Source organism: Cyclobacterium qasimii M12-11B, from assembly GCF_000427295.1.
Taxonomy (GTDB): Bacteria; Bacteroidota; Bacteroidia; order Cytophagales; family Cyclobacteriaceae; genus Cyclobacterium; species Cyclobacterium qasimii.
The window spans coordinates 145496-167530 of record NZ_ATNM01000197.1; the positions used below are offsets into that span (position 1 = coordinate 145496).

General features: G+C 38.7%; 13 protein-coding genes and 1 pseudogene. 8 read left to right on the forward strand and 6 right to left on the reverse strand.

Features of this window, described 5'->3' with window-relative positions; all coding sequences use genetic code 11:
* Nucleotides 1–4: 4 nt before the first annotated feature.
* The 3 genes from ADICYQ_RS24590 to tsaD are packed head-to-tail and all read right to left on the reverse strand — an operon-like array spanning nucleotide 5 to nucleotide 2256.
* On the reverse strand, nucleotides 5–817 hold the full coding sequence (locus tag ADICYQ_RS24590; RefSeq protein WP_081652438.1) for an NlpC/P60 family protein: 813 nt from the start codon (nucleotides 815–817) through the stop codon (nucleotides 5–7).
* Nucleotides 783–1247 (reverse strand): SsrA-binding protein SmpB, encoded by a 465-nt coding sequence (gene smpB, locus ADICYQ_RS24595; RefSeq protein WP_020888444.1) that lies wholly within the window; start codon nucleotides 1245–1247, stop codon nucleotides 783–785. The genes ADICYQ_RS24590 and smpB overlap by 35 nt, the downstream gene beginning before the upstream one ends.
* Nucleotides 1240–2256: a tRNA (adenosine(37)-N6)-threonylcarbamoyltransferase complex transferase subunit TsaD gene (gene tsaD / locus ADICYQ_RS24600; RefSeq protein ID WP_040418091.1), complete on the reverse strand. Its 1017-nt coding sequence runs from the start codon at nucleotides 2254–2256 to the stop codon at nucleotides 1240–1242. Before tsaD ends, smpB begins: the two co-directional genes overlap by 8 nt.
* A gap of 73 nt (nucleotides 2257–2329) precedes the next feature.
* Here tsaD and ADICYQ_RS24605 point away from each other — a divergent pair, with 73 nt between their 5' ends.
* Nucleotides 2330–6865, forward strand: coding sequence for a translocation/assembly module TamB domain-containing protein (locus ADICYQ_RS24605; protein ID WP_235114903.1), 4536 nt, complete (start codon nucleotides 2330–2332; stop codon nucleotides 6863–6865).
* Between the two features lie 40 nt (nucleotides 6866–6905).
* A pseudogene (locus tag ADICYQ_RS24610) lies at nucleotides 6906–8206 on the forward strand (cryptochrome/photolyase family protein).
* Nucleotides 8207–8225: 19 nt separating this feature from the next.
* On the opposite strand, the gene ADICYQ_RS24615 reads toward ADICYQ_RS24610, so the two are convergent.
* Nucleotides 8226–8894: a YdcF family protein gene (locus ADICYQ_RS24615; RefSeq protein WP_020888448.1), complete on the reverse strand. Its 669-nt coding sequence runs from the start codon at nucleotides 8892–8894 to the stop codon at nucleotides 8226–8228.
* Between the two features lie 166 nt (nucleotides 8895–9060).
* Here ADICYQ_RS24615 and ADICYQ_RS24620 point away from each other — a divergent pair, with 166 nt between their 5' ends.
* The 6 genes from ADICYQ_RS24620 to ADICYQ_RS24650 all read left to right on the forward strand — a co-directional run bounded on the left by ADICYQ_RS24620 (nucleotide 9061) and on the right by ADICYQ_RS24650 (nucleotide 17839).
* On the forward strand, nucleotides 9061–10293 hold the full coding sequence (locus ADICYQ_RS24620) for an aminotransferase class V-fold PLP-dependent enzyme (RefSeq protein WP_040418093.1): 1233 nt from the start codon (nucleotides 9061–9063) through the stop codon (nucleotides 10291–10293).
* Nucleotides 10294–10691: 398 nt separating this feature from the next.
* Nucleotides 10692–12761, forward strand: a complete 2070-nt coding sequence (locus ADICYQ_RS24625) for a GAF domain-containing SpoIIE family protein phosphatase (protein WP_040418094.1) — start codon at nucleotides 10692–10694, stop codon at nucleotides 12759–12761.
* A gap of 31 nt (nucleotides 12762–12792) precedes the next feature.
* Entirely contained in the window at nucleotides 12793–13137 is a 345-nt protein-coding gene (locus tag ADICYQ_RS24630) for an STAS domain-containing protein (RefSeq protein ID WP_020888451.1), read from the forward strand.
* The gene (locus ADICYQ_RS24635) at nucleotides 13127–13543 is read left to right on the forward strand and encodes an ATP-binding protein (RefSeq protein WP_040418095.1); all 417 of its coding nucleotides are present in this window, start codon (nucleotides 13127–13129) and stop codon (nucleotides 13541–13543) included. The genes ADICYQ_RS24630 and ADICYQ_RS24635 overlap by 11 nt, the downstream gene beginning before the upstream one ends.
* Nucleotides 13544–13659: 116 nt before the next feature.
* On the forward strand, nucleotides 13660–16500 hold the full coding sequence (locus ADICYQ_RS26945) for a peptidylprolyl isomerase (RefSeq protein WP_235114906.1): 2841 nt from the start codon (nucleotides 13660–13662) through the stop codon (nucleotides 16498–16500).
* Nucleotides 16478–17839 carry a peptidylprolyl isomerase gene (locus ADICYQ_RS24650; RefSeq protein WP_438830486.1) on the forward strand — a complete coding sequence of 454 codons (1362 nt, stop codon included), beginning with the start codon at nucleotides 16478–16480 and terminating at the stop codon, nucleotides 17837–17839. Before ADICYQ_RS26945 ends, ADICYQ_RS24650 begins: the two co-directional genes overlap by 23 nt.
* A gap of 310 nt (nucleotides 17840–18149) precedes the next feature.
* On the opposite strand, the gene ADICYQ_RS24655 is transcribed toward ADICYQ_RS24650, so the two are convergent.
* Both ADICYQ_RS24655 and ADICYQ_RS24660 read right to left on the reverse strand, forming a co-directional pair.
* Nucleotides 18150–18926 (reverse strand): hypothetical protein, encoded by a 777-nt coding sequence (locus tag ADICYQ_RS24655; protein ID WP_020888455.1) that lies wholly within the window; start codon nucleotides 18924–18926, stop codon nucleotides 18150–18152.
* Between the two features lie 210 nt (nucleotides 18927–19136).
* Nucleotides 19137–22013: a TonB-dependent receptor gene (locus ADICYQ_RS24660; RefSeq protein WP_020888456.1), complete on the reverse strand. Its 2877-nt coding sequence runs from the start codon at nucleotides 22011–22013 to the stop codon at nucleotides 19137–19139.
* Nucleotides 22014–22035: the final 22 nt, after the last annotated feature.

Consider the following 22035-nt stretch of genomic DNA (forward strand, 5'->3'; position numbering starts at 1 on the left):
TTCATCAATCCACAAGGTTTTTTATATGCATCAATTGAATAGATTCACTGAGTGCTGCATTGCTGGCCCATTTTTCTGGATCAAAAGCTCCTGTCTTTACTTTTTCTCTTACCCAAAGAATTTCACGTTCACCTTTATATAGGCCAGCTTGGAAAGGTACACCTTGATTAGCGCCAAATACTATAAGGTCCCCAGCTTGGATCTCTGACACCTCCCGATCCTTACCTATGTTTTTGAGAGCAGAAAGTTCATTGGGCAGGATCACTCCACTAATTTTAAAAATAAGATTTAGCCATGAAGATGCATTCAGACCAAAAAGGCTCCTGCCACCAGGTAGAAATGGTGCATTCAGGAAGGTCAACGCAGTAGCAATGATTTCTGCCCTCGAGGCCTTTACTTCAAATGGATGACTTGTACCATTAAACTTGATAGATTCTTCCCACTCAAATATTTCATTTTGTCCCGCATGGATTTGACTGCCGGGGAGTAAAAGTAAGGTGTTGTCCTTTAAACGAATTTCACCAATTCCCTGGGAAACAACTTGCCGAGGTGACTGCACAAAAAAATCAAATTCATCTCTTGAAAGCGGGTGGTGTTGAGAAGCCATAATCCAACCTGTGCCAGTCGATTCAACTCCTTCTATCTTCAACCATTGGTCATCCGAACCAATGTGCACAATATTGTACAACTCCCCAAAAAGCAATTGGGTACTTAACCCTGAACTGAGTAAAGGCTCCCTAAAAACACTGAGGAGCGACATCCTACAGATTCCGCACCCAGCATTAGAAGTCCATTCTTTGGAGGTCTCTTTTAGCATCTTTTTCTTTTAGTGAATGTCGTTTATCATGCACTTTTTTACCTTTCCCTAAGGCTACTTCTATTTTAGCCAACCCATTGTCATTGATATAAACCCTTACCGGAACAATGGTAAGTCCCTTTTCTGCAAATTTGTTTTCCAGCTTTTTCAATTCTTTTTTCTGCAACAACAACTTGCGCTCCCTAACCGGGTCATGATTGAAATGAGCCGCTAAGGTATAAGGTGCAATATGCATTTGCTTAATGAATAGTTCATTGTCACGGAAAAAGCAAAATGCTTCGGTAAGGGAAACCTTACCCTCCCTTATCGATTTAATTTCTGTGCCTTTTAATACTAAACCGGCTTTGTATTTATCAATAAACTCAAATTCAAAACTTGCCTTTTTGTTTTTGATATTAATAATTTTCTCGAATTTATTCTTTTTAACCATGATTTCCAATTTTCAATTTTGCCAATGGGCTGACGTTCAAATCTGTAAACATTCCAGCTTGAAATTTAAAATGCGCTGCCATTGCCACCATTGCCGCATTGTCTGTACAGTATTCCAGTTTGGGAAGATAAACATTCCACTGGTATTTTTTCGCTTCCTCTAAAATGGTTTGCCGAAGACCTGAGTTCGCAGATACTCCTCCAGCAATGGCCACTTCTTTAATCCCCCTCTCTTTTGTAGCTTTTACCAGTTTTTGCATCAACATCTTAATGAGTGTATGCTGCACTGAAGCACATATGTCTTCCAAATTGTTCTTTATAAAATCAGGTTCTCTCTTAATCCTATCTCTCAAAAAATAAAGTACTGCAGTTTTTATGCCACTAAAGGAAAAGGAAAGACCTTTCATCTCCGATAATGGAAAAGGAAACGCAAGTGGATTCCCTTTGGCTGCAAGTTTATCTAAATGCGGCCCACCGGGATAAGGCAAACCTATAATTTTTGAGATTTTATCGAAAGCTTCGCCTACCGCATCATCCTGTGTTTCTCCTAAAACTTCCATTTCCAATGGATTGTTTACCAATACGAGTTGGGTATGTCCCCCACTTACGGTAAGACAAATAAAAGGAAAGGTTGGTTTAGGGGAGTCTATAAAATGTGCCAAAACATGGGCTTCCATGTGATTCACTTCGATGATAGGTTTATCCAAAGCATAAGCGAAGGACTTCGCAAATGACACCCCTACCAAAAGTGCGCCCATTAATCCTGGGCCACGGGTAAAAGCCACCGCACTCAAATCACTTTTATTAATTCCTGAAGATTTTAAAGCTTCTGCCACTACTGGAATAAGATGCTGTTGATGTGCTCTAGAAGCCAATTCTGGAACAACCCCACCATATTTCTCATGAACAGATTGCGTGGCGACAATATTATTAAGTATTTTGCCATCAGAAATCACTGATGCTGACGTTTCATCACAAGAGGATTCTATTGCTAATATATTACAACTCATTTCGTGCCTGTTGGAAAATAAATCGAAAGTTAAGGAAATTTTGCTGAATGCCCTTAGAAGGACGTTTAGGATCATGAGCTATCTGCTCATTTTCTTGGTTACAATTACCTTATTGTTACAGATTCCTGTATTACAAACCTACTTGGCCGGTTTCGTAACCAACCATATTAGCAAAGAAACCGGGTACAGAACAGAAATAGGTCGCGTGAATATAAGGTGGTGGGATGCCATCAGCTTGCAAGAAGTAACCATTAAAGATTTGCAAGACAGCTTGATGATGGATCTCGACGAGGTTTATATTGACTTTTCCATTAAGGGACTAATGGACAATGAACAGCCGGGCTTTGATGAAATCAACCTTAATAATGGAAAAGTCCGGATCCTTACCCACCCTGATGGAGAAGGATTAAATATATCTGTATTTCTTTCCCGCGTACGGGAGATCTTCCTTCCTAAGAAAGAAAAAAATTCTCTAAAGGCTTCCACCTTCACAATTGGCAATGTCTCCCTGATAAAAACCTCTTTGGATATCGTGGACTATACCCTGCCTCCTTTCGATATAAAATTTGATTACAGCAATCTTCAATTTAGAGATTTGGTGGCAAGTGCTACAGACTTCTATGTCAGAAGGGACACGGTAGCATTTGACCTAAAACACATGAAAGGAGTTGAGGCCAATTCAGGAATGGTTTTTCAACAACTACAGACCAATTTCACCTACTCCAGCACGGGTATGGAGTTCAAAGACCTCTACTTAAAATCCAATCAGACAGAAATAAAAAATTACCTCCAATTCAGGTTTGATTCTCCTACTGATCTAAGGGATTTCAATCGGAAGGTGGAAATTTTAGCCGAATTGGACGAGGCAGTTTTAGATATCAGAGACTTGGGGTATTTTTCTGACAACATCCCAGCCATTGATGATCGGCTATACCTCAGCGGTCAGGTCAACGGACGAGTCGATTCCATTTATTCCGATGAGCTTCTCTTGAGGTTTGGTGATAAAAGTGCTTTGTTTGGGAAATTCAATATTGAAGGATTGCCAAAAGTATCAGAAACTTATTTTGAGCTTTCATTGATCAATTCTACCTTGAGTCCCGACGACCTCTATCGGTATGTGACACCTCAGGCTAGAAAAGAACTGAACAAATTTGGTATCATTCGCTTTAATTCTGACTTCGTTGGGCATCTTACTGATTTTACTGCTAAAGGTAATTTCCGAACGGGAATAGGCAGACTTAATGGAACCCTCAACTATTTAAAACAAGACGATAACCCAACCTATAAAGGGCAGTTAGAAGTGTCGAATCTAGACTTGGGCGTCTTGATGGAAGACCGGGAAAGTTTTCAAAAGACAAGTTTCAAAGGACAAATTAAAGGATCCGGGTTTAGTGTTTCATCTGCAATCATTGAGTTGGACGCTAATTTTAGCAAATTGGGCATCAACCATTACGACTTCAAAAACATACAAACCAAAGCCACTTTTGCCAAGGACTTGTTTGAGGGTAAAATGACTGTCAATGACCCAAACCTGGTAATGGATGTTGACGGCATGTTGGATTTAAGAAATAACAAGGATTCTGCAAATCTGGTCTTAGACCTGGATACGGCATTCTTAAATGAAATAAACCTTTCCAATCAAGCCATTTTCCTCAGTGGTAATTTCGAACTGGACACAAAGGGGGTTACCCTGGATGACATTGAAGGAGTTGCCAGATTTAGAGACGTACTTGTCAGCTATGATGGCCGTGATCTTTTTCTGGATTACTTCCTCTTTCAATCGCTTTTCACAGACAATTCCCGTGTTATTTCCTTGAACTCTGACCTCCTGGTGGCGGGTATCAGTGGCAATTATAAGGTGAAACAATTGGGCGAAGACCTGAAGGAATTATGGAAAAATTACTATGCCATTTTAACGAATAACTACTCAGGATCGAAGGTGGCCAAAACCTCCCCAATCAATCCCTACCAAATCGATATCACCCTTGATCTAAGGGATGCGAACCCGATATTAAATTTGATCGATCCAATGCTGTTTATTTCAAACAATACACAGGTGGAAGGCGCATTTTATCAAACGGAGCAAAATACGGTATTCAACTTTTACAGCGGAATAGACACCATATACTATGGCAATAATTATTTTATCGATAATAATATTGATTTGAATACTGCCAAATACAAGGACAGCAATGAGGTGCTCGCTTCTTTTTATGTATTGTCAAAAGAGATTCAGCTCAATTCAGGTTTCAACTTTCATAATTTATCTGTAGAAACGATATGGAACCAGTCCAAGTTGGACATTTCTTTCTACCTGGATCAGTTGCTTACGGAAAGCCATTTTGACATTGGGGCAGAGATCAATTTATCACCCGATAACACCCTGATAAAATTCTCTCCATCAGAAATCAAACTGCTGGATGATTATTGGCAGTTCGAAGAAGGCAACAGTATTAGCATTAAAGCTGATGAAACTCAGTTTGACAAATTAAAAATATTTCATAACAATGAATTCATAGCTGCTGATGGTAAGATCAATCACAATCCACACGACAAAATGGAGATCAACATCAATGAATTAAACCTGGATTTCCTCAACTCCTTTGGCCTCAAAGAATATGAAGGAACAGCCAACGGACATATACAATTGAAAGAGGGATGGAATAAAAAGGGAATGAAAGGTGCTATCTCCATTAGAGACATCTATATCAACCAATTCCTGGTAGGTGAAATTGAGGCCAATGCTTACTATTCTGATGATGCAGTCAATCTATCTATTCAAAACATTCGTAACGGTGCAGAGGTAATTGATCTTTCAGGTGATTTGGGCAATACCGAAAGAGAAATGGCATTAAACGCCCGCTTTACTGATGCCCGACTTTCCGTAATTGAGCCATTTATAGCAGATTATTTAACTGACATAGATGGAAAGCTAAATGGGGATTTAAAGGTAGGAGGAACCATCACCCATCCCATTGTAGAAGGTTTAGGCAAATTAGACGGTGCTACTTTCAGGTTCAATTACCTCAATACGACCTACATGGTAGATGGCAACATCATTTTCGAACCAAACGACATTAGTTTCAGGGGATTGGAATTAAGAGATGTCAATAACAATATTGCGGGACTAAGAGGAGGTATCACACATGACAATTTTGATAATTTCATTCTAGACCTTACCGCTGAGATAAACAATTTTCAGGTGATGAATACCAGTGCATCTGACAATGATCTTTTCTTTGGAACAGCCTATGCTACGGGGGATATCAGTGTTTTTGGTGCAGCCAATAACCTTGATCTTACCGCAAATGCTACCTCCCAACCCAATACCAAAGTATTCATTCCTATAGGTGAATCCAATGGTCAGGCACAGGAAGATTTTATCAATATCATCAACCTGAGGGATACCACGCAAATACTTGAATTTAGCGAATCGATCGAAAGGCTTACAATCAATAATCTCAGGATGAACCTGAACCTTGACATTACGCCGGATGCCTATGTCGAAATTCAAATTGACCCTAAAACAGGCGAGAATATTCAGGGTCATGGGAAGGGTGTCTTCAATATGAATATTGATACACAAGGAAATTTCACCATGACCGGTAACTATGAGATAGTAGATGCCCTGTATAATTTCTCTTTGTACAATGTAATCAACAAGAAATTCGTAATTGAACCAGGAGGAATTATCAACTGGTATGGAGACCCTTACCAAGGAGTGATGGATATTTCTGCTATCTATCAAGAAAACGTGTCACTGACATCCCTTCAAACGAATTCCAGCACCAGTGCGCTAGAAACCAGCCAAATTAAAAGACGGTTTCCGGTAAAGGTGATTATGGATCTTAACGGTGAATTATTGTCTCCTGACATATCTTTTGATTTTGACTTTTCGGAATTCCCTGAGGATAGCGAGTTACAAACCACCATTTCTGCTTTCAAAAATAGAATCGCTAACGATGAACAGGAAAAGAACAGGCAGGTTTTCTCCCTGATAATGCTTAGAAGGTTTTCTCCAGAAGGACAGTTTAACAGCACCGGAATCGGTTTTTCTAACCTCAGCCAATTGATCTCTTCACAGCTCAATAACCTGATTGCACAGGTGGATGAAAACCTGGAAATAGATTTTGACCTGATGGGACTAGATGAATCAGCACTGGAAACATTTCAAATTAGAGTGGCTTATACCTTCTTTGACGGCAGGTTGCGCGTGACCAGAGATGGTGGGTTTACCGATCTTCAGGGCAATGCTGACCTCAATACAATTGCGGGAGATTGGCAGGCCGAGTATCTTTTGACTGAGAATGGGCAATACCGTGTAAGGGTATACAATCGCAATAATTTCAATACTCTAACGGCCCTAAACATTAATAACCGCGCTCCCAATACCTATGGCGTATCCATTTCCCAAAACCTGCTTTTCAGCTCACTTAAAGAGCTTTTTCAAAACTTTAAGAGAAGTAAACCGCTGTACATTAATGATTCTGATGAATACCTGAGAGGTGATTTCAACATCAACCTGGATGAGGTAGCTCCCGAATTGTTCAAGCCCGATCCAAGGGAAACCCCATCTATCATAAATATTATGGACAAAGAAAATCCTTGAATTCACTAAACAATCTCCGCTTTTTTTTGATTATTGTAGTATGGATAAAGTGACAATATTTTGGTTTAGAAGAGACCTGAGGCTTTTTGACAACATAGGCTTGTTTATGGCTTATGAAAATGAGAAAAATGTTTTGCCCCTATTTATTTTTGATGAAGAAATTCTTGATAAACTGGAAAATAAAAAAGATGCCAGGGTGCAGTTTATTCTCGAACAAGTCAATAAAATTCATGACGAATTAAAAAATTACGATAGTTCTATTCTGGTTAAACTAGGCAAACCGCTATCCGTTTTCAGTGACTTGACCAAAGAATTCGACATTCAAAATGTATACACCAACCGTGATTATGAGCCTTATGCCAGACAAAGGGACAATGCGGTGGAGAGATTCTTGGCAGACAAAGACATTCCTTTTTATGATTTTAAAGACCAGGTGATTTTTGAAAAGGATGAGATCACCAATAATGAAGGAAGTTTTTACAAGGTGTTTACCCCTTACAGTAAAATCTGGCTGCAGAAATTAAAAGACCTCACTTTTGACCTCCTTAGTTTAGATGACAGGAAAAAGTCATTTTACAAAACGGAACCCTTACCACTCCCTTCTCTTAAAGCGATAGGGTTTGAAGAAAGCCCAGTGAAAATCCCACCCTTGGAGATCGATGAAAAGTTGATTCAAAATTATGACAAAACCCGAAATTTTCCCGCTAAACATGGGACAAGTCGTTTGGGGATTCACTTGCGTTTTGGAACCATAAGCATTCGTCGGCTTGTACAGGAAGCTGTCGAACTAAATGGGACTTATCTCAATGAATTAATATGGCGGGAGTTTTACATGATGATCCTTTATCACAAGCCTACAGTAGTCGATACTTCCTTCAAGGAGAAATATGACCGCATCTTATGGAAGAATGATGAGGTTGCATTTGGCAAATGGTGCAAAGGTGAAACCGGGTACCCAATGGTTGATGCAGGCATGAGGGAGCTTAATAGCACTGGGTACATGCACAACAGGGTAAGGATGATCACCGCAAGCTTCCTAACCAAGCACCTGCTGATTGACTGGCGCTGGGGAGAGGCCTATTTTGCAGAGAAATTGCTTGATTTTGAATTGTCATCCAATAATGGTGGATGGCAATGGGCAGCTGGCACTGGTACGGATGCACAACCCTATTTTCGAATATTCAATCCAGAATCCCAAATGACCAAGTTTGACAAAGAAAAAAATACATCCAAAAATGGATCCCAGAATACGGTACTGAAGACTATGTAGCGCCAATAATTGAGCATAAAAAAGCACGGGAAAGGGCATTGGAGACCTATAAGGAAGCCTTGGATAAATAATTAAAGCATAGAAACACCATTATTTGATAAGGTGCTGGTCAAATCCCAAAATCACCAATTGTTCAAAAGCTTGCCATACTTCTTGAGGGATTTCCTGCTCAATTTGAAAACCAAGTTTTGGATATTCTTTTATTCGCTGCAAATCTCCCACCATGGATTGAATCACTATAGCCATAGAAATCTCCTCATTGGGATAGCTATCAATGGGAATTTCCGGGCTAGCCACCCATACCAGCTTCTCTGGCCAATTCTTCTTAAATGTGGCATATGAACGCCTTTCCATATAAGGTTTTTGAACAATAATGAACCTTTGGAAATCGAGATTTCTCTCTTTTAATATGTTTTGTGTAAACTGAATGTTTTCTCCAGTGTTGGTAGACTGATTTTCTACAATTATGGCGGATTTGGGCACACCCATTTCCATGGCAATTTTCGCAAATTTGTCTGCTTCAGGCTCCTCCCAAAGGCCAAGGGTGAAATTCCCAAGCCCACCTGAAAGGATCAAGTATTCTGCCATTCCATTCAGCCAGAGACTGGCTCCTCTTTCAGCCACTCTGGTATCATGGCTACCAAGAACCATAATGGCATCTGCTTTTTCTAAGGCATGATTTAACTTATGGTAATCCCAGAGGACTTTTGCCAAGATTTTTATTTCATTGTCAATTGCAGGTTGTTTCTTGTTGAACATTTTTTCTGAGATATACTGGTTATGGGCAAAAAATCAATCGAATCGCATTACCGCTAAACCCACCAAATTGCCTATTACTTTCAAAAATAATATATTTTCTGGGCTAAATTTAAAAAGCCCAGTGATAATTATTAAATTATCGGCCTATAATCACACTAACAACATCATGATATCTAGAAGAAAACTAATCAAACGCCTTGCATCACTCCCTATTTTGGGTGGATTGGCAGGTAGTAGCACCTTGTTGGCAGACACTTTACCGTCAACGACGGCTGCTGTAGCAAAAAGAGATTTAATAAAAGAGTTAGGCTTAAGAACTTTCATCAATGCAGCAGGGAATTACACTTCCATGACTGCCTCTTTGATGCCCCCTGAGGTAATGGAGACCATTAATTTGGCTTCTAAAAAATATGTAATGCTAAACGATGTCCAAGACAAAGTGGGCGAAAAAATCGCTGGCCTTTGTCATGCTGAAGGAGCGATGGTTACGGCTGGTTGCTGGTCTGCATTGGTCTTAGGAATGGCAGGAGTACTTACAGGTAAAGATTCTAAAAAAGCTGGTCAACTACCCTTTTTGGAAGGAACTGGAATGAAAACGGAAGTAATTCTCCAAAAAAGTCATGCCAACGGATACCATCATGCGCTCACCAATACAGGTGTTAAATTAATAATGATTGAAACCAAGGAAGAGTTGGAAGCTGCTATCAGTGAAAAAACTGCCATGATGTGGTTTTTAAATCGGGAAGCACCTGTAGGCCAAATCAAGCATGAGGAATGGATAGCTATCGCAAAAAAACATGGCATTCCTACCATGAACGACATCGCAGCTGACGTTCCCCCAGTAGAAAACTTATGGAGATTTAATGACATGGGTTTTGACCTTGTGGCTATTTCTGGTGGTAAAGCAATGGCTGGTCCACAAAGTGCTGGTATTTTGATGGGTAAAAAACATTTAATAGAAGCCGCCAGACTAAGTGCTCCTCCAAGAGGTGGAAATATCGGTCGTGGACAGAAAGTTAATAAAGAAGAAATTCTTGGCATGTACATGGCTTTAGAAACTTTCATCAACAGAGACCATGATAAGATATGGCAAACTTGGGAAGACAGAGTGGCCCTTATCGATGATGCCATTGCAGACATCCCGGGTATTACTACCGAGGTCGTAATACCAGAAGTGGCCAATCACAATCCCTCCCTTAAAATCAGCTGGGAAGGAAGTCAGCATGGATTCTCTGCCAAAGATGTTGGAGGAGATCTTAGAGAGGGCAATCCATCCATAGAAACCATCGACTGGGAAGAACCAAAAAGTTTACGTTTGACCGTATTTATGCTTGAAAAGGGTCAAGACAAAATTGTAGCTAAGAAACTAAAAGAGTCTTTAGCAAAAAGAACGGCTTAAAGGAAGTCAAAAAGGTTGCAAACCTTTTATAACCTATTTTACAAAAAATCCGGCCGGGTAGTTATCTAAACTATTCGAGCCGGATTTTTTCTTTGCTTATCTCCCAAATTGACATTTTGAATTAGGAAAGAAAGTTAGATTTAAAAAAAGAGATAGGTTTTCACTACCTTGTAATAGTAGTACCTGGTAACTTTTAAAGGGATAACATCCCTTATTGCCAAATTTAATGTCTACTTATGAAGAAAAAGCCAAGAAACTGGACGAATTCCCAAGACTATTTGGCACTTCTGACTGAACATTTTTAATTCCAGTGCTAAATAATTTAGCGTAATCGCACATAGTTTTTTACGGTTACCGATGGTTTCTGGTATTCTATTTTTATTATTGTAAGATTTTCTATGGTGAAGTTTCCACAAATACAACGAGGCAAAATTTATGTTATGCTAGCCGTCATCTCATGGCTAGCATTACTACTTGTGAATTTGATCAGAGTATTTGGGGAAATCAATCAAATGGAAGGTTTGATTGGCAAGGAAATTACCTGGATTCTTGAAATCCTCTTCTTTATCTGGTTATACATTTTTTTCAATGATGCCATAAAGAAAAACCAAAATCGTAATTTCATCTTCTTTATCTGGAGGGCCGCTTCGACGGGTTTGATGGCCACAGGTACCTCCTTTCTTATAATTTTCTTCTATTACCTGCTTGGAGATTCCCGATTGTCGGAAGACCCTCTTCTAAAGAATTTCTTCTACCATGTAAACTTTGCTGTAGTATCTATCTTCCTTATTTCAACCACTTTGAGTTGGAAACACCTGATACTTTACCAAAAAAGTAAAGCTATCGTACAGCAATGGCAAGCTTATGAGGTCATTCTATTGATCAGCATGTTCTTTGTTCTGATCAGCCAAGCAAGTTTTAATTACGGCTTTATGTTTGGCCTGATCTTTCTGATCATCTACGGTGCCATTCTTTCTATCAACTTAAAATGGATCCCCTATCTCACCTTTCGGGAAAAATGGAAATCCATTTTATTTTTGGTGATAATTATCGCCTGCACGGTGTATCTATTTTTCCGCCTGGTTTCTTATACCCAGCAAAACATTCACTTTATTAATCTATCGGAAAATCTTTTCCTGCTAGGCCTTTTTGTTTTCGTGCTTTTATATGCGGTTTTCAGTTCACTGGTAACCTTGTTTAACTTACCTACTTCCTCTGTATTTGAGCAGAAACTTACGGAGGCAATCAGTTTCCAGAAGTTAAGCCAATCCATAAAACCAGGTGAAGATGAAGAGCAGGTTTTAGACATTTTAATGGATAGCTGTATGAGTGCAGCCTATGTAGATGCAGCCTGGCTAGAACTTTATCCATCGGAACCTGAACAATCGTCCAAAATACAATTGCAGAAATTTATCAGCAATGGAGAACGTCAGGAAGTGATGACCCTGTTAAAAAGGTCTGCACCTTTTGCCTCCTACTTCAATGGCCAAACCACTGACCGCACCGAATACCTGTACGGACATATTCCGCATGAGATCTATAAATCTGTATTGGTACTTCCCGTATCGGCTAATAAAAAGAAATTGGGTGATATCTTCCTATTAAAGGAAGTCAAGGATGGTTTTAACAAAGAAATGATCAACATCATTTCAACCTTTGCTGGTCAGACTTCTATTTCGATTGAAAACCACAGACTTCTCAATGAAGCCATCAGAAATGAACGGTATAGAGAAGAACTGGAAATTGCCCAAAGAGTACAGCGCAGCCTTTTACCTTCCGAATTGCATCACAATGACTGTTTTGAAATAGATGGGTTTTCAGCTGCTGCGGATGAAGTGGGAGGAGATTACTATGAAACCTATCGTTTTGATAAAAATAATTTTGCTTTGATTATTGGGGATGTATCTGGAAAAGGAACTTCTGCCGCTTTCAATATGTCACAAATGAAAGGGGTGTTTCATAGTTTGGTACAATTAAATCTCCCACCAAAAGACTTTTTATCCAAAGCCAACAATGCCCTAAGCCGATGCCTTGAAAAAAACAACTTTATAACTACTACGTATTACACCATCAGTACCTTAACTAAAGAAATCAACTTTGCGAGAGCTGGCCATTGTCCTACCTTATATTATTCCAGGGAGAAAGATATTTCCCGGTTTTTAAACATCAAAGGCATGGGTTTAGGTATCGTCAGAAACGATGGATATGAGAATTACCTGGAAGAAGGGTATTTAAAATACCAACCGGGAGATGTTATGGTCATGTATACCGATGGCATAGTGGAAGCAAAAAACAAAGACAACCAAGAGTTTGGTTATGACAAACTAAGGTTGCTTTTGGATGGCTTAAAAGATTTTCAGGCAATGGAAATAAAAAGTAAAATAGTAGAAGAAGTTTATGATTTTGTCGGGAGAGAGACTTTACCCGATGATGATTATTCAATTTTGGTCATCAAATTTAAAGCATAAACTAAAAAAAGCTTAAAACGTATAATTGAATATGTTAACTATAAATAAAACGGGTGAAGAAGGTTATTTAATCATTAGCCTTGAAGGAGAAGTGGATGCCAGCAATTCAGTGGAATTGGATGAGGTAATTCAAGAAGTCATAAATGAAGACATCAAAAATATTTTAGTGAATGCCCATGAGCTACAGTACATATCATCTGCAGGCTTAGGGGTTTTCATGTCATACTTAGAAGATTTTAAGGAAAAAAACATCCAATTTATTATTTACGGACTCAATGAAAAAGTAATGAATGTCTTTCATATTCTGGGCCTGGACCAATTAATGAATATAAAAGACACAAGAGAAGCAGCTGAAAAATCACTCCATGAAGCATGAATTGAAGCTATATTGTGAAAAAAGTCAGTTGGCAGAATTAAGGACCTTTATATCAAAGACCCTTATTCCGGCCAAATTAAATGACATAAGCCAAAATCAATTGATATTGGCAGTGGAAGAGGTATGTGCCAACCTTATCATTCATTCTCATGATTGCGACCCCCACAGTTTTTTATTGCTTAATGTGCATTTAAATGCAGACACGATCATTTTTGAGATTACAGATTCAGGGAAAGCCTTTAATCTAATAGAATACAAATCTCCCGAAGTAAACTCTGTAATGAAAGAGAGGAGAAAAGGGGGCCTCGGATTGTTATTGGTAAGGAAAATAATGGATAAAATAGAATTTGAAACCAATCATTCTATTAATACCTGTCGTCTCATTAAAAAACTCAATTCCAAATAAATGTTAAATCCCATCACTTATCCGGGTTAACAACCCGAATTGTGGGGTAAAATTTGTAACATTGCAGATTAAATTGTACCAATTGTCCTATGAATTTGAAGCATATATATTTCCTTTTGTTAGGAATTTTATTTGCAAGTGCCACTCCGGTTCCTGATGCCATCAAGGAAGCAAATCCACTATTGGACTACCTTTTAAAAATAAATGGAGAAACCTCTGATAAAGAGGAATTTCTTTATATTCTAAATAAGAACCGCCAGAAGGATGCTAGCCCTATTAGCAGAACTGATTTTGAGCGTAATTTTGAGTTATTTGTAGACTACAAACTCAAAGTGAAATACGCGATGGATTTAGGGATGCACCAAACAAAGGCATTCAAGACCGAATTTGCTGCTTTCAAAGATGAATTAAAAAAGCCCTATCTGCTGGAAAATTCGCTTACTGAAGGCGAGTTAAGAAAAGCGTACAGTAGGATGCAGGAAATTGTAAAGGCCAGCCACATACTTTTCCAGTTTCCGGAAAATGCCTCAAAAGAGGATTCAATAGCTGTCTACAAGATGGCTGAAAAAATAAAAGCCGAAGCAAATGCAGGGGCTGATTTCCACCAGTTGGCAGTAAAATATTCGGATGATCCGTCTGCTAGTGCTAATAAAGGCAGCTTGGGATATTTTACAGCCATGCAAATGGTTTTGCCCTTCGAAGAAGCTGCATACAATCTGAAAATTGGTGAAATTTCTGCCCCGATTGTTTCAGATTTTGGCTACCATATCATAAAGTTGGAAGATCGTAGACCAAATCCTGGTCAATTACGTGTGTCACATCTATTAATAAGAGTTGGGGCAGATGTAAGTGTCGACGAAGAAGCAATTGCTTTAAATAAAATCAATCAAATTCATCAAACGCTTCTTGAGGATTCAAATCAATGGTTAGATTTGGTGAAAACCTATTCTGAAGACCCAAGTAGTAAGGTTAAAAAGGGAATTATCCCTTGGTTTGGTGTCGGTGCTATTGTTCCTGAATTCGAACATGCTGCTTTCTCATTGAACAAAATAGGAGCTTTTTCAGTACCTGTTAAAACAGAGTATGGCTACCACATCATCCGCCTGGAGGCGGCAAAGCCAGTGCCGCCATTTAACGAAGTTTTACCTACAATAAAATCTAACATTTTACGAGACAGCCGGTCAAGCTTAATAAAAGAGCAAGTTTTAGCCATGCAAAAGGCGAAGTTTAAGGTCACTGAAAACAATCAACTCCTTTCAATTCTTAAAAGTACATTTGCAAGCCAAAATGGAAAACCAACGGCTCAACTTTATTCAAAACTAGAAGAACTATCCAAAAAGGAAGACAATTTGATTATACAGTCCGAATGGAAAGAAGCGGAAATTGCTGATTTGATTGCCTTTCTCAAAACAACCAATTCACAAGGAAACACATTGTTTACTTCTTCTTTTGATGCCGTTTATAAAGATTTTTCTGAGGAGTTATTGTCAAAATGGGAGGAAGAGCAGCTCTATCAAAACAACCATGACTACAGACAACTGGTCAATGAATACAGGTATGGCATGTTGTTATTTGAACTCATGAACAATGAGGTATGGCAAAAAGCACTAGAGGACAGCACAGGCCAAAAAGCCTACTTCCAAGAAAACAATGACCAATACATGTGGAATAAACGTGCAAAAGCATTGATTCTAAAAGCTAAAAAGAACCAAGACATTTCCAATGTAGCGGCTTATCTGAGTTCCCAGCCTCTCACTGACAGCTTGTCCTCAGAATTAAACAAGAAATTTCTTGAAAAGAATGCTTTGCTTTTTACTGTAGAGCAAAAAACTTACGAAGTTGACAAAAATGAAATCTTTAATGGACTGGATCTAAACCAGTCCTATCATGAAATTCAGCAAAATAACGAAACCATTCTCCTGGTATTGGGAGAAATATTACCTGCAAGAGTGAAAAAATATGAAGAAACTCGGGGGAAACTCATTCAGGATTATCAACAATACCTTGAAAAAAACTTACTTACTGAATTAAAACAAAAATATACCATCCAGGTCAATGAGGATGAAAAAGAAAAATATACCAGTCTCTTGTTCAATAAACTAGTAATCGCATGTAGCATTATGCTTTTCGTGTCTTCCTGTGATTTGTTCAAGATGAAGAATGATCAAGAGGATACAGACGATACGCTTGTGGCCACTGTTGGTAATGCTAATTTATACCATTCAGACATTGACCACATAGGTAAGGAGATGTCTCCGGACATGGATTCTGTAGAATTGATCAATCGTTATGTTCAAAGTTGGATAAAAAAGCAACTGGTTATACGGGAAGCAAGTCAAAATCTCACCATTAATGAGGCTGAGATAAACAGAAAATTACTGGATTACAGGTATGCATTAATTGCTTACGAATTCGAGAAAAATTACGTAGAAAAGACGCTTAACAAAGATGTTACTCAGGAGGAAATTGAAGCCTATTATACTTCTAATAATCAAAATTTTGCCTTAAAGGAAATAATTGTCCGTACCAATTTTATAAAGCTTGAAAAGGACATTCCAAACAGGAGACAATTGGAACGCTTGCTAAACAGTAATCAGGAAAGTCAGAAAGAAGAACTGAAGGACTTTGCTATCCGTTATGCAAACAATTATTTCATGGAGGATTCCACCTGGATCAATTTTGATGACATTATCTTAAACACACCGTTGACCAAAAACAACAACCACGTTCAATTGCTCCGGAACGAAAAGTTGATTCATGTTGATGACGAAACCTACTCCTATTATTTCAAGATATTGGAATACAGGCTTCAGGATCAGGTGCCACCATTAGAGTTTGTAAAAGACGAGATTTCAAAGATCATCGTTAATAAAAGGAGAGCTGAGATAGCCGAAAAATTAAAAAGAGATATTTACAACAATGCACTTAAAAACAATGAGTTTACCATATATGAATAAATTGACCAAAAGCCTCAGCTTACTGGTGGTGCTAGGCCTTTCCGTTTTCCAAATGACTTTGGCACAAGACACTACTACTGAGTCTGCCAGTCCCAGTCCTGAAGAAAAAGAGAAGGAAGAAAAGCCAACTGGACAAGTACTGGATAAGATCATCGCTAAAGTAGACAATTACATCATTTTGGAGTCCGATCTTCAAAAAGCCTACCTGGAGGCATCTTCACAAGCCCAACAAGGTTTTGAGATTCCTTCAAGATGTCAGGTCTTTGAATCCTTGCTGATTAATAAAATGATGATGGCAAAATCAGAAATTGATTCTGTGATTGTATCTGAAGCTGAAGTAATCATCCAAACAGATCAACGTTTCAACATGGTACTCCAGCAATTTGGAGGAGATGAAGAAATGTTAATCGAAAATTATGGTAAAACAGGTGATCAATTAAAAAATGAGATCCAAGACGCTGTAAAGGAACAATTAGTAGTTGGTAAAATGCAGGGTGTCATCACCCAAGACCTACAGGTTTCTCCAAATGATGTGAGAAAATTTTATAGCTCAATCCCAAAGGATTCCTTGCCTTTCTTCTCTTCAGAGGTAGTTGTTGGGCAGATTGTTAAAAAACCAGAAGTTAGCCAATCTGAGAAGGACAAGGTATACAAGAAACTGGCAGAGATCAAAGAAAAAATACTAAGCGGCGAGTCTGATTTTGCAGCTATGGCGCGACAATATTCTCAGGATCCAGGTTCTGGACCTCAAGGAGGTGATCTAGGTTTTTTCAAAAGAGGGGAATTGGCTCCTGAATATGAAGCCACGGCCTTTGCGCTAAAACAAGGAGAAATCAGTGATCCGGTTGAATCCATGTTTGGGTTCCACATGATTCAATTGCTCGAAAGAAGAGGCAATACATTTAATACAAGACATATATTAATGATTCCTACGCCATCAGAAGAAGACCTCGTGAAAGCTGAGCAGTTTTTGGATAGTCTTCGGCAGCAGATCATTGATGAGAAAATACCTTTTGCCAAAGCAGCCAAGGAGAATTCCGATGACAGGGAGACTTCAGATGCTGGAGGATTTTTCACAGACCCTGCTACAGGTTCCAATAGGCTAACTTCAAGGACCCTGGAAGACCCTATCCTCTTTTTTACACTGGATAGTATGGAAATAGGCGACATAACTCCAACTGTAAGATTTGACGATGTTGACCCAAGAAACGGAAGGTCTGAGCCAGGTGTACGGATTCTCTTTTACAAGGCCCGTTATCCTGCTCATAGAGCCAATATTGCAGATGATTATGAAAAACTAAAAGCTGCAGCGAAAAGGAAAAAGAAGAGGATATCTTAGCCAATTGGTTTGTTTTAGCCAAAGAGGAAGTGTTTATCGATATAGACCCCAACTATGATAAATGCGAGGTTTTAAAAGATAAATAAAAATAAAAGCCTACTTAAAAATGCTTCCTATTCACTATAGGAAGCATTTTTTTTTTGTGTTTTAATATATAATTGCCGGATAAGGCAAACAGGACTGACGAGTGCATATCTGATTTTGAATTTTCTCAGCCGGTTTGAAGAACACCAAATCAGCTTTAAATTCACGTTTCCGCAAATCCCCCTTTAGAAGGATTTCAACGGAAAACCCTATTGCACAATCCGAATTAAAGAAATATTAGCGAGAGGCTGACAGTAATAAATTGTGCTTCAAAAAATTCTGAAAACCCTATAATTCTTTCTGCTTTGTACATCTTGAGGGCAGAAACACTGAATTGATAGGCGAGAAGTTCATTCTCCTTATTATAATGATTGATGGCCTGATTAAAATATTGAAGGCCAATTAAGCTTTGGAGGTCAATCTTCCTGAAAATTGCAGGAGTATTTGCCCCTTCAATGCTTGCTAAAATACCCCATGGACTGGAAATATTTTCTCCATAGCTGTACTTGGCCAGATAAGTTTTACGTGCAGGATCGTCCGAAATAAAACCAGTCAAGGGGTCAGTTACCTCCAATATCACATCCTCATTGGCAACTTCCACTTTCAAAAAAACATGGTACGTGGTCTCTATTATATCAAATTCAAAACCAAAGTATTCAAGTAACCCGGCCAAAATCAACGAGCCACTTACACAATCATAAGCTCCGGAGGTAAATGTATCCTGAGCCATACTAAATTGCTCGTAGTTACGAAATATCCGCTGGTGAGAGCGGTAGAATATGTTTTTTACCATTTTCTTGGTCCTGCCAAACTTGGAAAAATCTTTATTCAATTGCTCATGTAAAATGGTGAAATCCTCACTATCCATACGCCAGGATTTCAGCAATGAAGAAGGCTCAGATGGGGTAGAAATAGTTGACAAATAGGCATGGTTTTTAGCCTGAACCGTTTCCGAAACGGAAGCCATTAAAAGTAAAACCAACAGGGATAGTGCCTTATGCATTTGTCTAAATTATTATACTGTTAACTAAAGTTAACAATTTCTTAACATACAGACAAAAAAATATCCTTCCAATTGGAAGGATATTTTAAAAGATTAAAATAAACCCGGAAAAATAAGCTGTAAAAAATTAATACTTGGATGGTTTATTAATACAAATGAAGAATGATTTGTATATAATTTTCAATTAGCTAGCTATTACACACCTAAGGTTTAAAAAGCGTAAGAAAAGTTTACATTGATCAGTGTTCCTGGGCTGAGTGATGAAAAGATCTGATCTTCGGCTCCGTAAGAACGGAAAACTTCTTTTCTTGACTGGTTGAGTAAGTTTTGAACATTTACCCCTGCTTTAATTTTCTCCTCAGCACCAAATGTTTTGTTCAGGCTTAAATTAACAGCATGGAAGGGAACAGTATAAGTATCTGTTCTATTACCGTAGCCTATATAATTTAAGGTAGCTCCTTGCATGTTATAAAATATCCCTGCCTCTATTCCTGAAACATAGTTGTTATAACTCAAACCAGTATTGATAATGTACGGCGCCTGTCCGGACATGTCTCTGGTTTCTTCAATGGTTTCGCCTTCTCTTGCCGTAAGGGCTCTTGATCGTAATTCAGCTTCTGACATTTGAATGCTGGATTTTGTAATGGTACCATTGAAATTGAAAAAGAAAGTCTCAAGTGAAGGACTTAAAAAGCCAAGTGATTTCCTCAATTCCAGTTCAATTCCAGCCACAGTTCCATTTCCTACATTCCTGGGTTGAAAAGCACCGGGATCTGAAAGAAACTGTACCATTTCTATAGGTTTGTCAAAGGTCTTGTAAAAAGCACTCACTGAGAACAACTGGCCTCCTGAAAGAAATTGTTCCCATCTCAAATCAAAGTTATTGATTCTTGTGGCTTCTAAATTACCGTCCCATAATACTTCAGTTCCGCCATCAGTTGTCTCTGGGAACAAACCTCCAATAAATGTTCTGCCTGTGATTGGGTCCAAAATTTCTGCAAAAGACATTTCCTTAAAAGAAGGTCTGGCAATGGTACTTGAAAAAGAGAAGCGAAGGTTCTGGTTCTCTTTAATATTCCTGATCAGGTTAATGGTAGGAAAAAGATCCAGGTCTCCCATTACTTTTTCATTGTCATATACTATGGTTTGTGTTTGATTCGCCCCGGTATAATATTGGTCAAACTTCTCTGCACGCAAACCCACAATCGCTTTTAAATTTTTCAAAGGTGCAAACTCACTATGAACGTACAAACCAACATTGGTTAGATTGGCATTGTAGCTATTGGGATTATTTGGAATGAACAGTGGGCTGTATCGGATTCCGTTTCTATTGTCTTCCGAAAAAAGGTTGTCTTCAATAAGTACCTGATTGGGATCTCCTGTGAAGGTAGAATTGCCAGTAGAAAACTGGAAATCCTGGATTAGGAAATCTCTTTGCTTATAGGCATAAGATGAGCCAAACCTAAGCTTAGCAGATTCCCCAAAAAGAACATGGTTTTTGGTCAAATCAAGTTTACCAATTAGGTTTTGTTCATCAAGTGACCTCCAAATCCTCTGAGGAAGACCAACTTCTGATGAAATGGTTTTGTTTGGCTCCCTAAATCTAAGTACCCTTACATCAGGATCTTCAATGGAAGATAGCGTAGGTGCAACTTTCCAATCCAATTCCCAGGCACCATCTTTACTGTAGTGGATACCACTTAGCATAACATTCGTTAAAGCCCTTTGACTGTATTCTATATTGTACTGATCTGCCTCAAAAACTGCCCCAAGATTGGTATTTTGAAAGTCAAAATTACCCACTTTGGAAGATCCATTTTGCAGGTGAATAAAATTAAGCTTATACTTCGAAAAATCGGTTTTATAGGCAATCCCAAACAAGCCTCCTAGTAAAACATTGCTTTCTCCATAATTCCCTACAGACCTTTCTAATGGTTCCAATTCTGTCTCATTTGCCTCCCTAGGTTTGGCATACAAGTTAAATTCTGCCCCTTTGAAAAATTCTGAGGTGTTTTTGTAGGTAATGGCAAAATTATAGCCGAAGGTATTGTCACCATGTTTGAATTGATCTCCAAGCGAGAAGCCTAGCGAATAATTCATAAGGTTTTGCTTTTTTGTACCTCCAAAAGTAGGATTGAAATCACTCAAAATACTTTGGTAAAGGAGTCCTTTTTCTCCTCCAGGATTTCCTACGACATCTGCATATTGTGGAATTTCTGTGATTCCTTTGGTTGGAATGTCTCTGAAGCCATTGTCAAAACCTAAAAAATCGGTGGCACTACCTTCTGTAGATAAAAAATTGGAGTTAAAGTGCATGGCAGGATTATAACCTCCACTGATTGAAAGGCGCATCGTTTTCTCCTCAGGAAAATCTTTGGTCTCAATGTCCACAACACCTCCGGTAAAATCTGCTGAAAGATTACTGGTGAATGATTTAGACACGATAATATTGTCAATAATATTAGTAGGGAAAATATCCATCTGGATCGTATTCCTGTCTGGATCCAAGCCAGGAATGTCCATTCCGTTCAATACTGTTTTGGTGTAACGATCACCTAGTCCACGGATGTACACATATTTCCCTCCTTCAATGGAAACCCCTGTTACCCGCTTTATTGCAGAAGCAGCATCTCCATCGCCAATTTGTCTGAAAGCAGCTGCTGAAATACCATCCATCAGTTGTGGGGCATTTCTTTTTACAGTCATTAGCGCGGCTTCAGTGGTTCTTATCGCCTCTGCTGTAATGGTTACTGTTTCAAGGTCAGAAGTGAATTCTGACATTCTAAGGTTATCAAGAAGGGTAACCTGTCCTTTATTTACTTCTATTTCTTCCAATTGTAGGTTGTTGAAAGAAATAAAAGATGCCTGAATAGAATAAACTCCTTCCGGCAGTTGAATTTCAAAATCTCCATCAAAGTCTGTAACCGCTCCAATTTGAGCACCTACTACGGCAACAGCTACACCAAACAATGGCTCCCCGGTACCCTCATCATAAATTGTCCCACGGATCGTCCCATTCTGGGCAAATAAACCTGTGGACAAAAGCATAAATCCTATAAAGATCCAGCTATTTGTAAAGTTTTTCATTTTATTTTCATTTTAAGTATTA

Bases quoted from the DNA above. Each gene is read 5' to 3' on its own strand.
- ADICYQ_RS24590 (WP_081652438.1), bottom strand. From the start codon at position 817: ATGCTAAAAGAGACCTCCAAAGAATGGACTTCTAATGCTGGGTGCGGA.
- smpB (WP_020888444.1), bottom strand. From the start codon at position 1,247: ATGGTTAAAAAGAATAAATTCGAGAAAATTATTAATATCAAAAACAAA.
- tsaD (WP_040418091.1), bottom strand. From the start codon at position 2,256: ATGAGTTGTAATATATTAGCAATAGAATCCTCTTGTGATGAAACGTCA.
- ADICYQ_RS24605 (WP_235114903.1), top strand. From the start codon at position 2,330: ATGAGCTATCTGCTCATTTTCTTGGTTACAATTACCTTATTGTTACAG.
- ADICYQ_RS24615 (WP_020888448.1), bottom strand. From the start codon at position 8,894: ATGTTCAACAAGAAACAACCTGCAATTGACAATGAAATAAAAATCTTG.
- ADICYQ_RS24620 (WP_040418093.1), top strand. From the start codon at position 9,061: ATGATATCTAGAAGAAAACTAATCAAACGCCTTGCATCACTCCCTATT.
- ADICYQ_RS24625 (WP_040418094.1), top strand. From the start codon at position 10,692: ATGGTGAAGTTTCCACAAATACAACGAGGCAAAATTTATGTTATGCTA.
- ADICYQ_RS24630 (WP_020888451.1), top strand. From the start codon at position 12,793: ATGTTAACTATAAATAAAACGGGTGAAGAAGGTTATTTAATCATTAGC.
- ADICYQ_RS24635 (WP_040418095.1), top strand. From the start codon at position 13,127: ATGAAGCATGAATTGAAGCTATATTGTGAAAAAAGTCAGTTGGCAGAA.
- ADICYQ_RS24650 (WP_438830486.1), top strand. From the start codon at position 16,478: ATGAGTTTACCATATATGAATAAATTGACCAAAAGCCTCAGCTTACTG.
- ADICYQ_RS24655 (WP_020888455.1), bottom strand. From the start codon at position 18,926: ATGCATAAGGCACTATCCCTGTTGGTTTTACTTTTAATGGCTTCCGTT.
- ADICYQ_RS24660 (WP_020888456.1), bottom strand. From the start codon at position 22,013: ATGAAAAACTTTACAAATAGCTGGATCTTTATAGGATTTATGCTTTTG.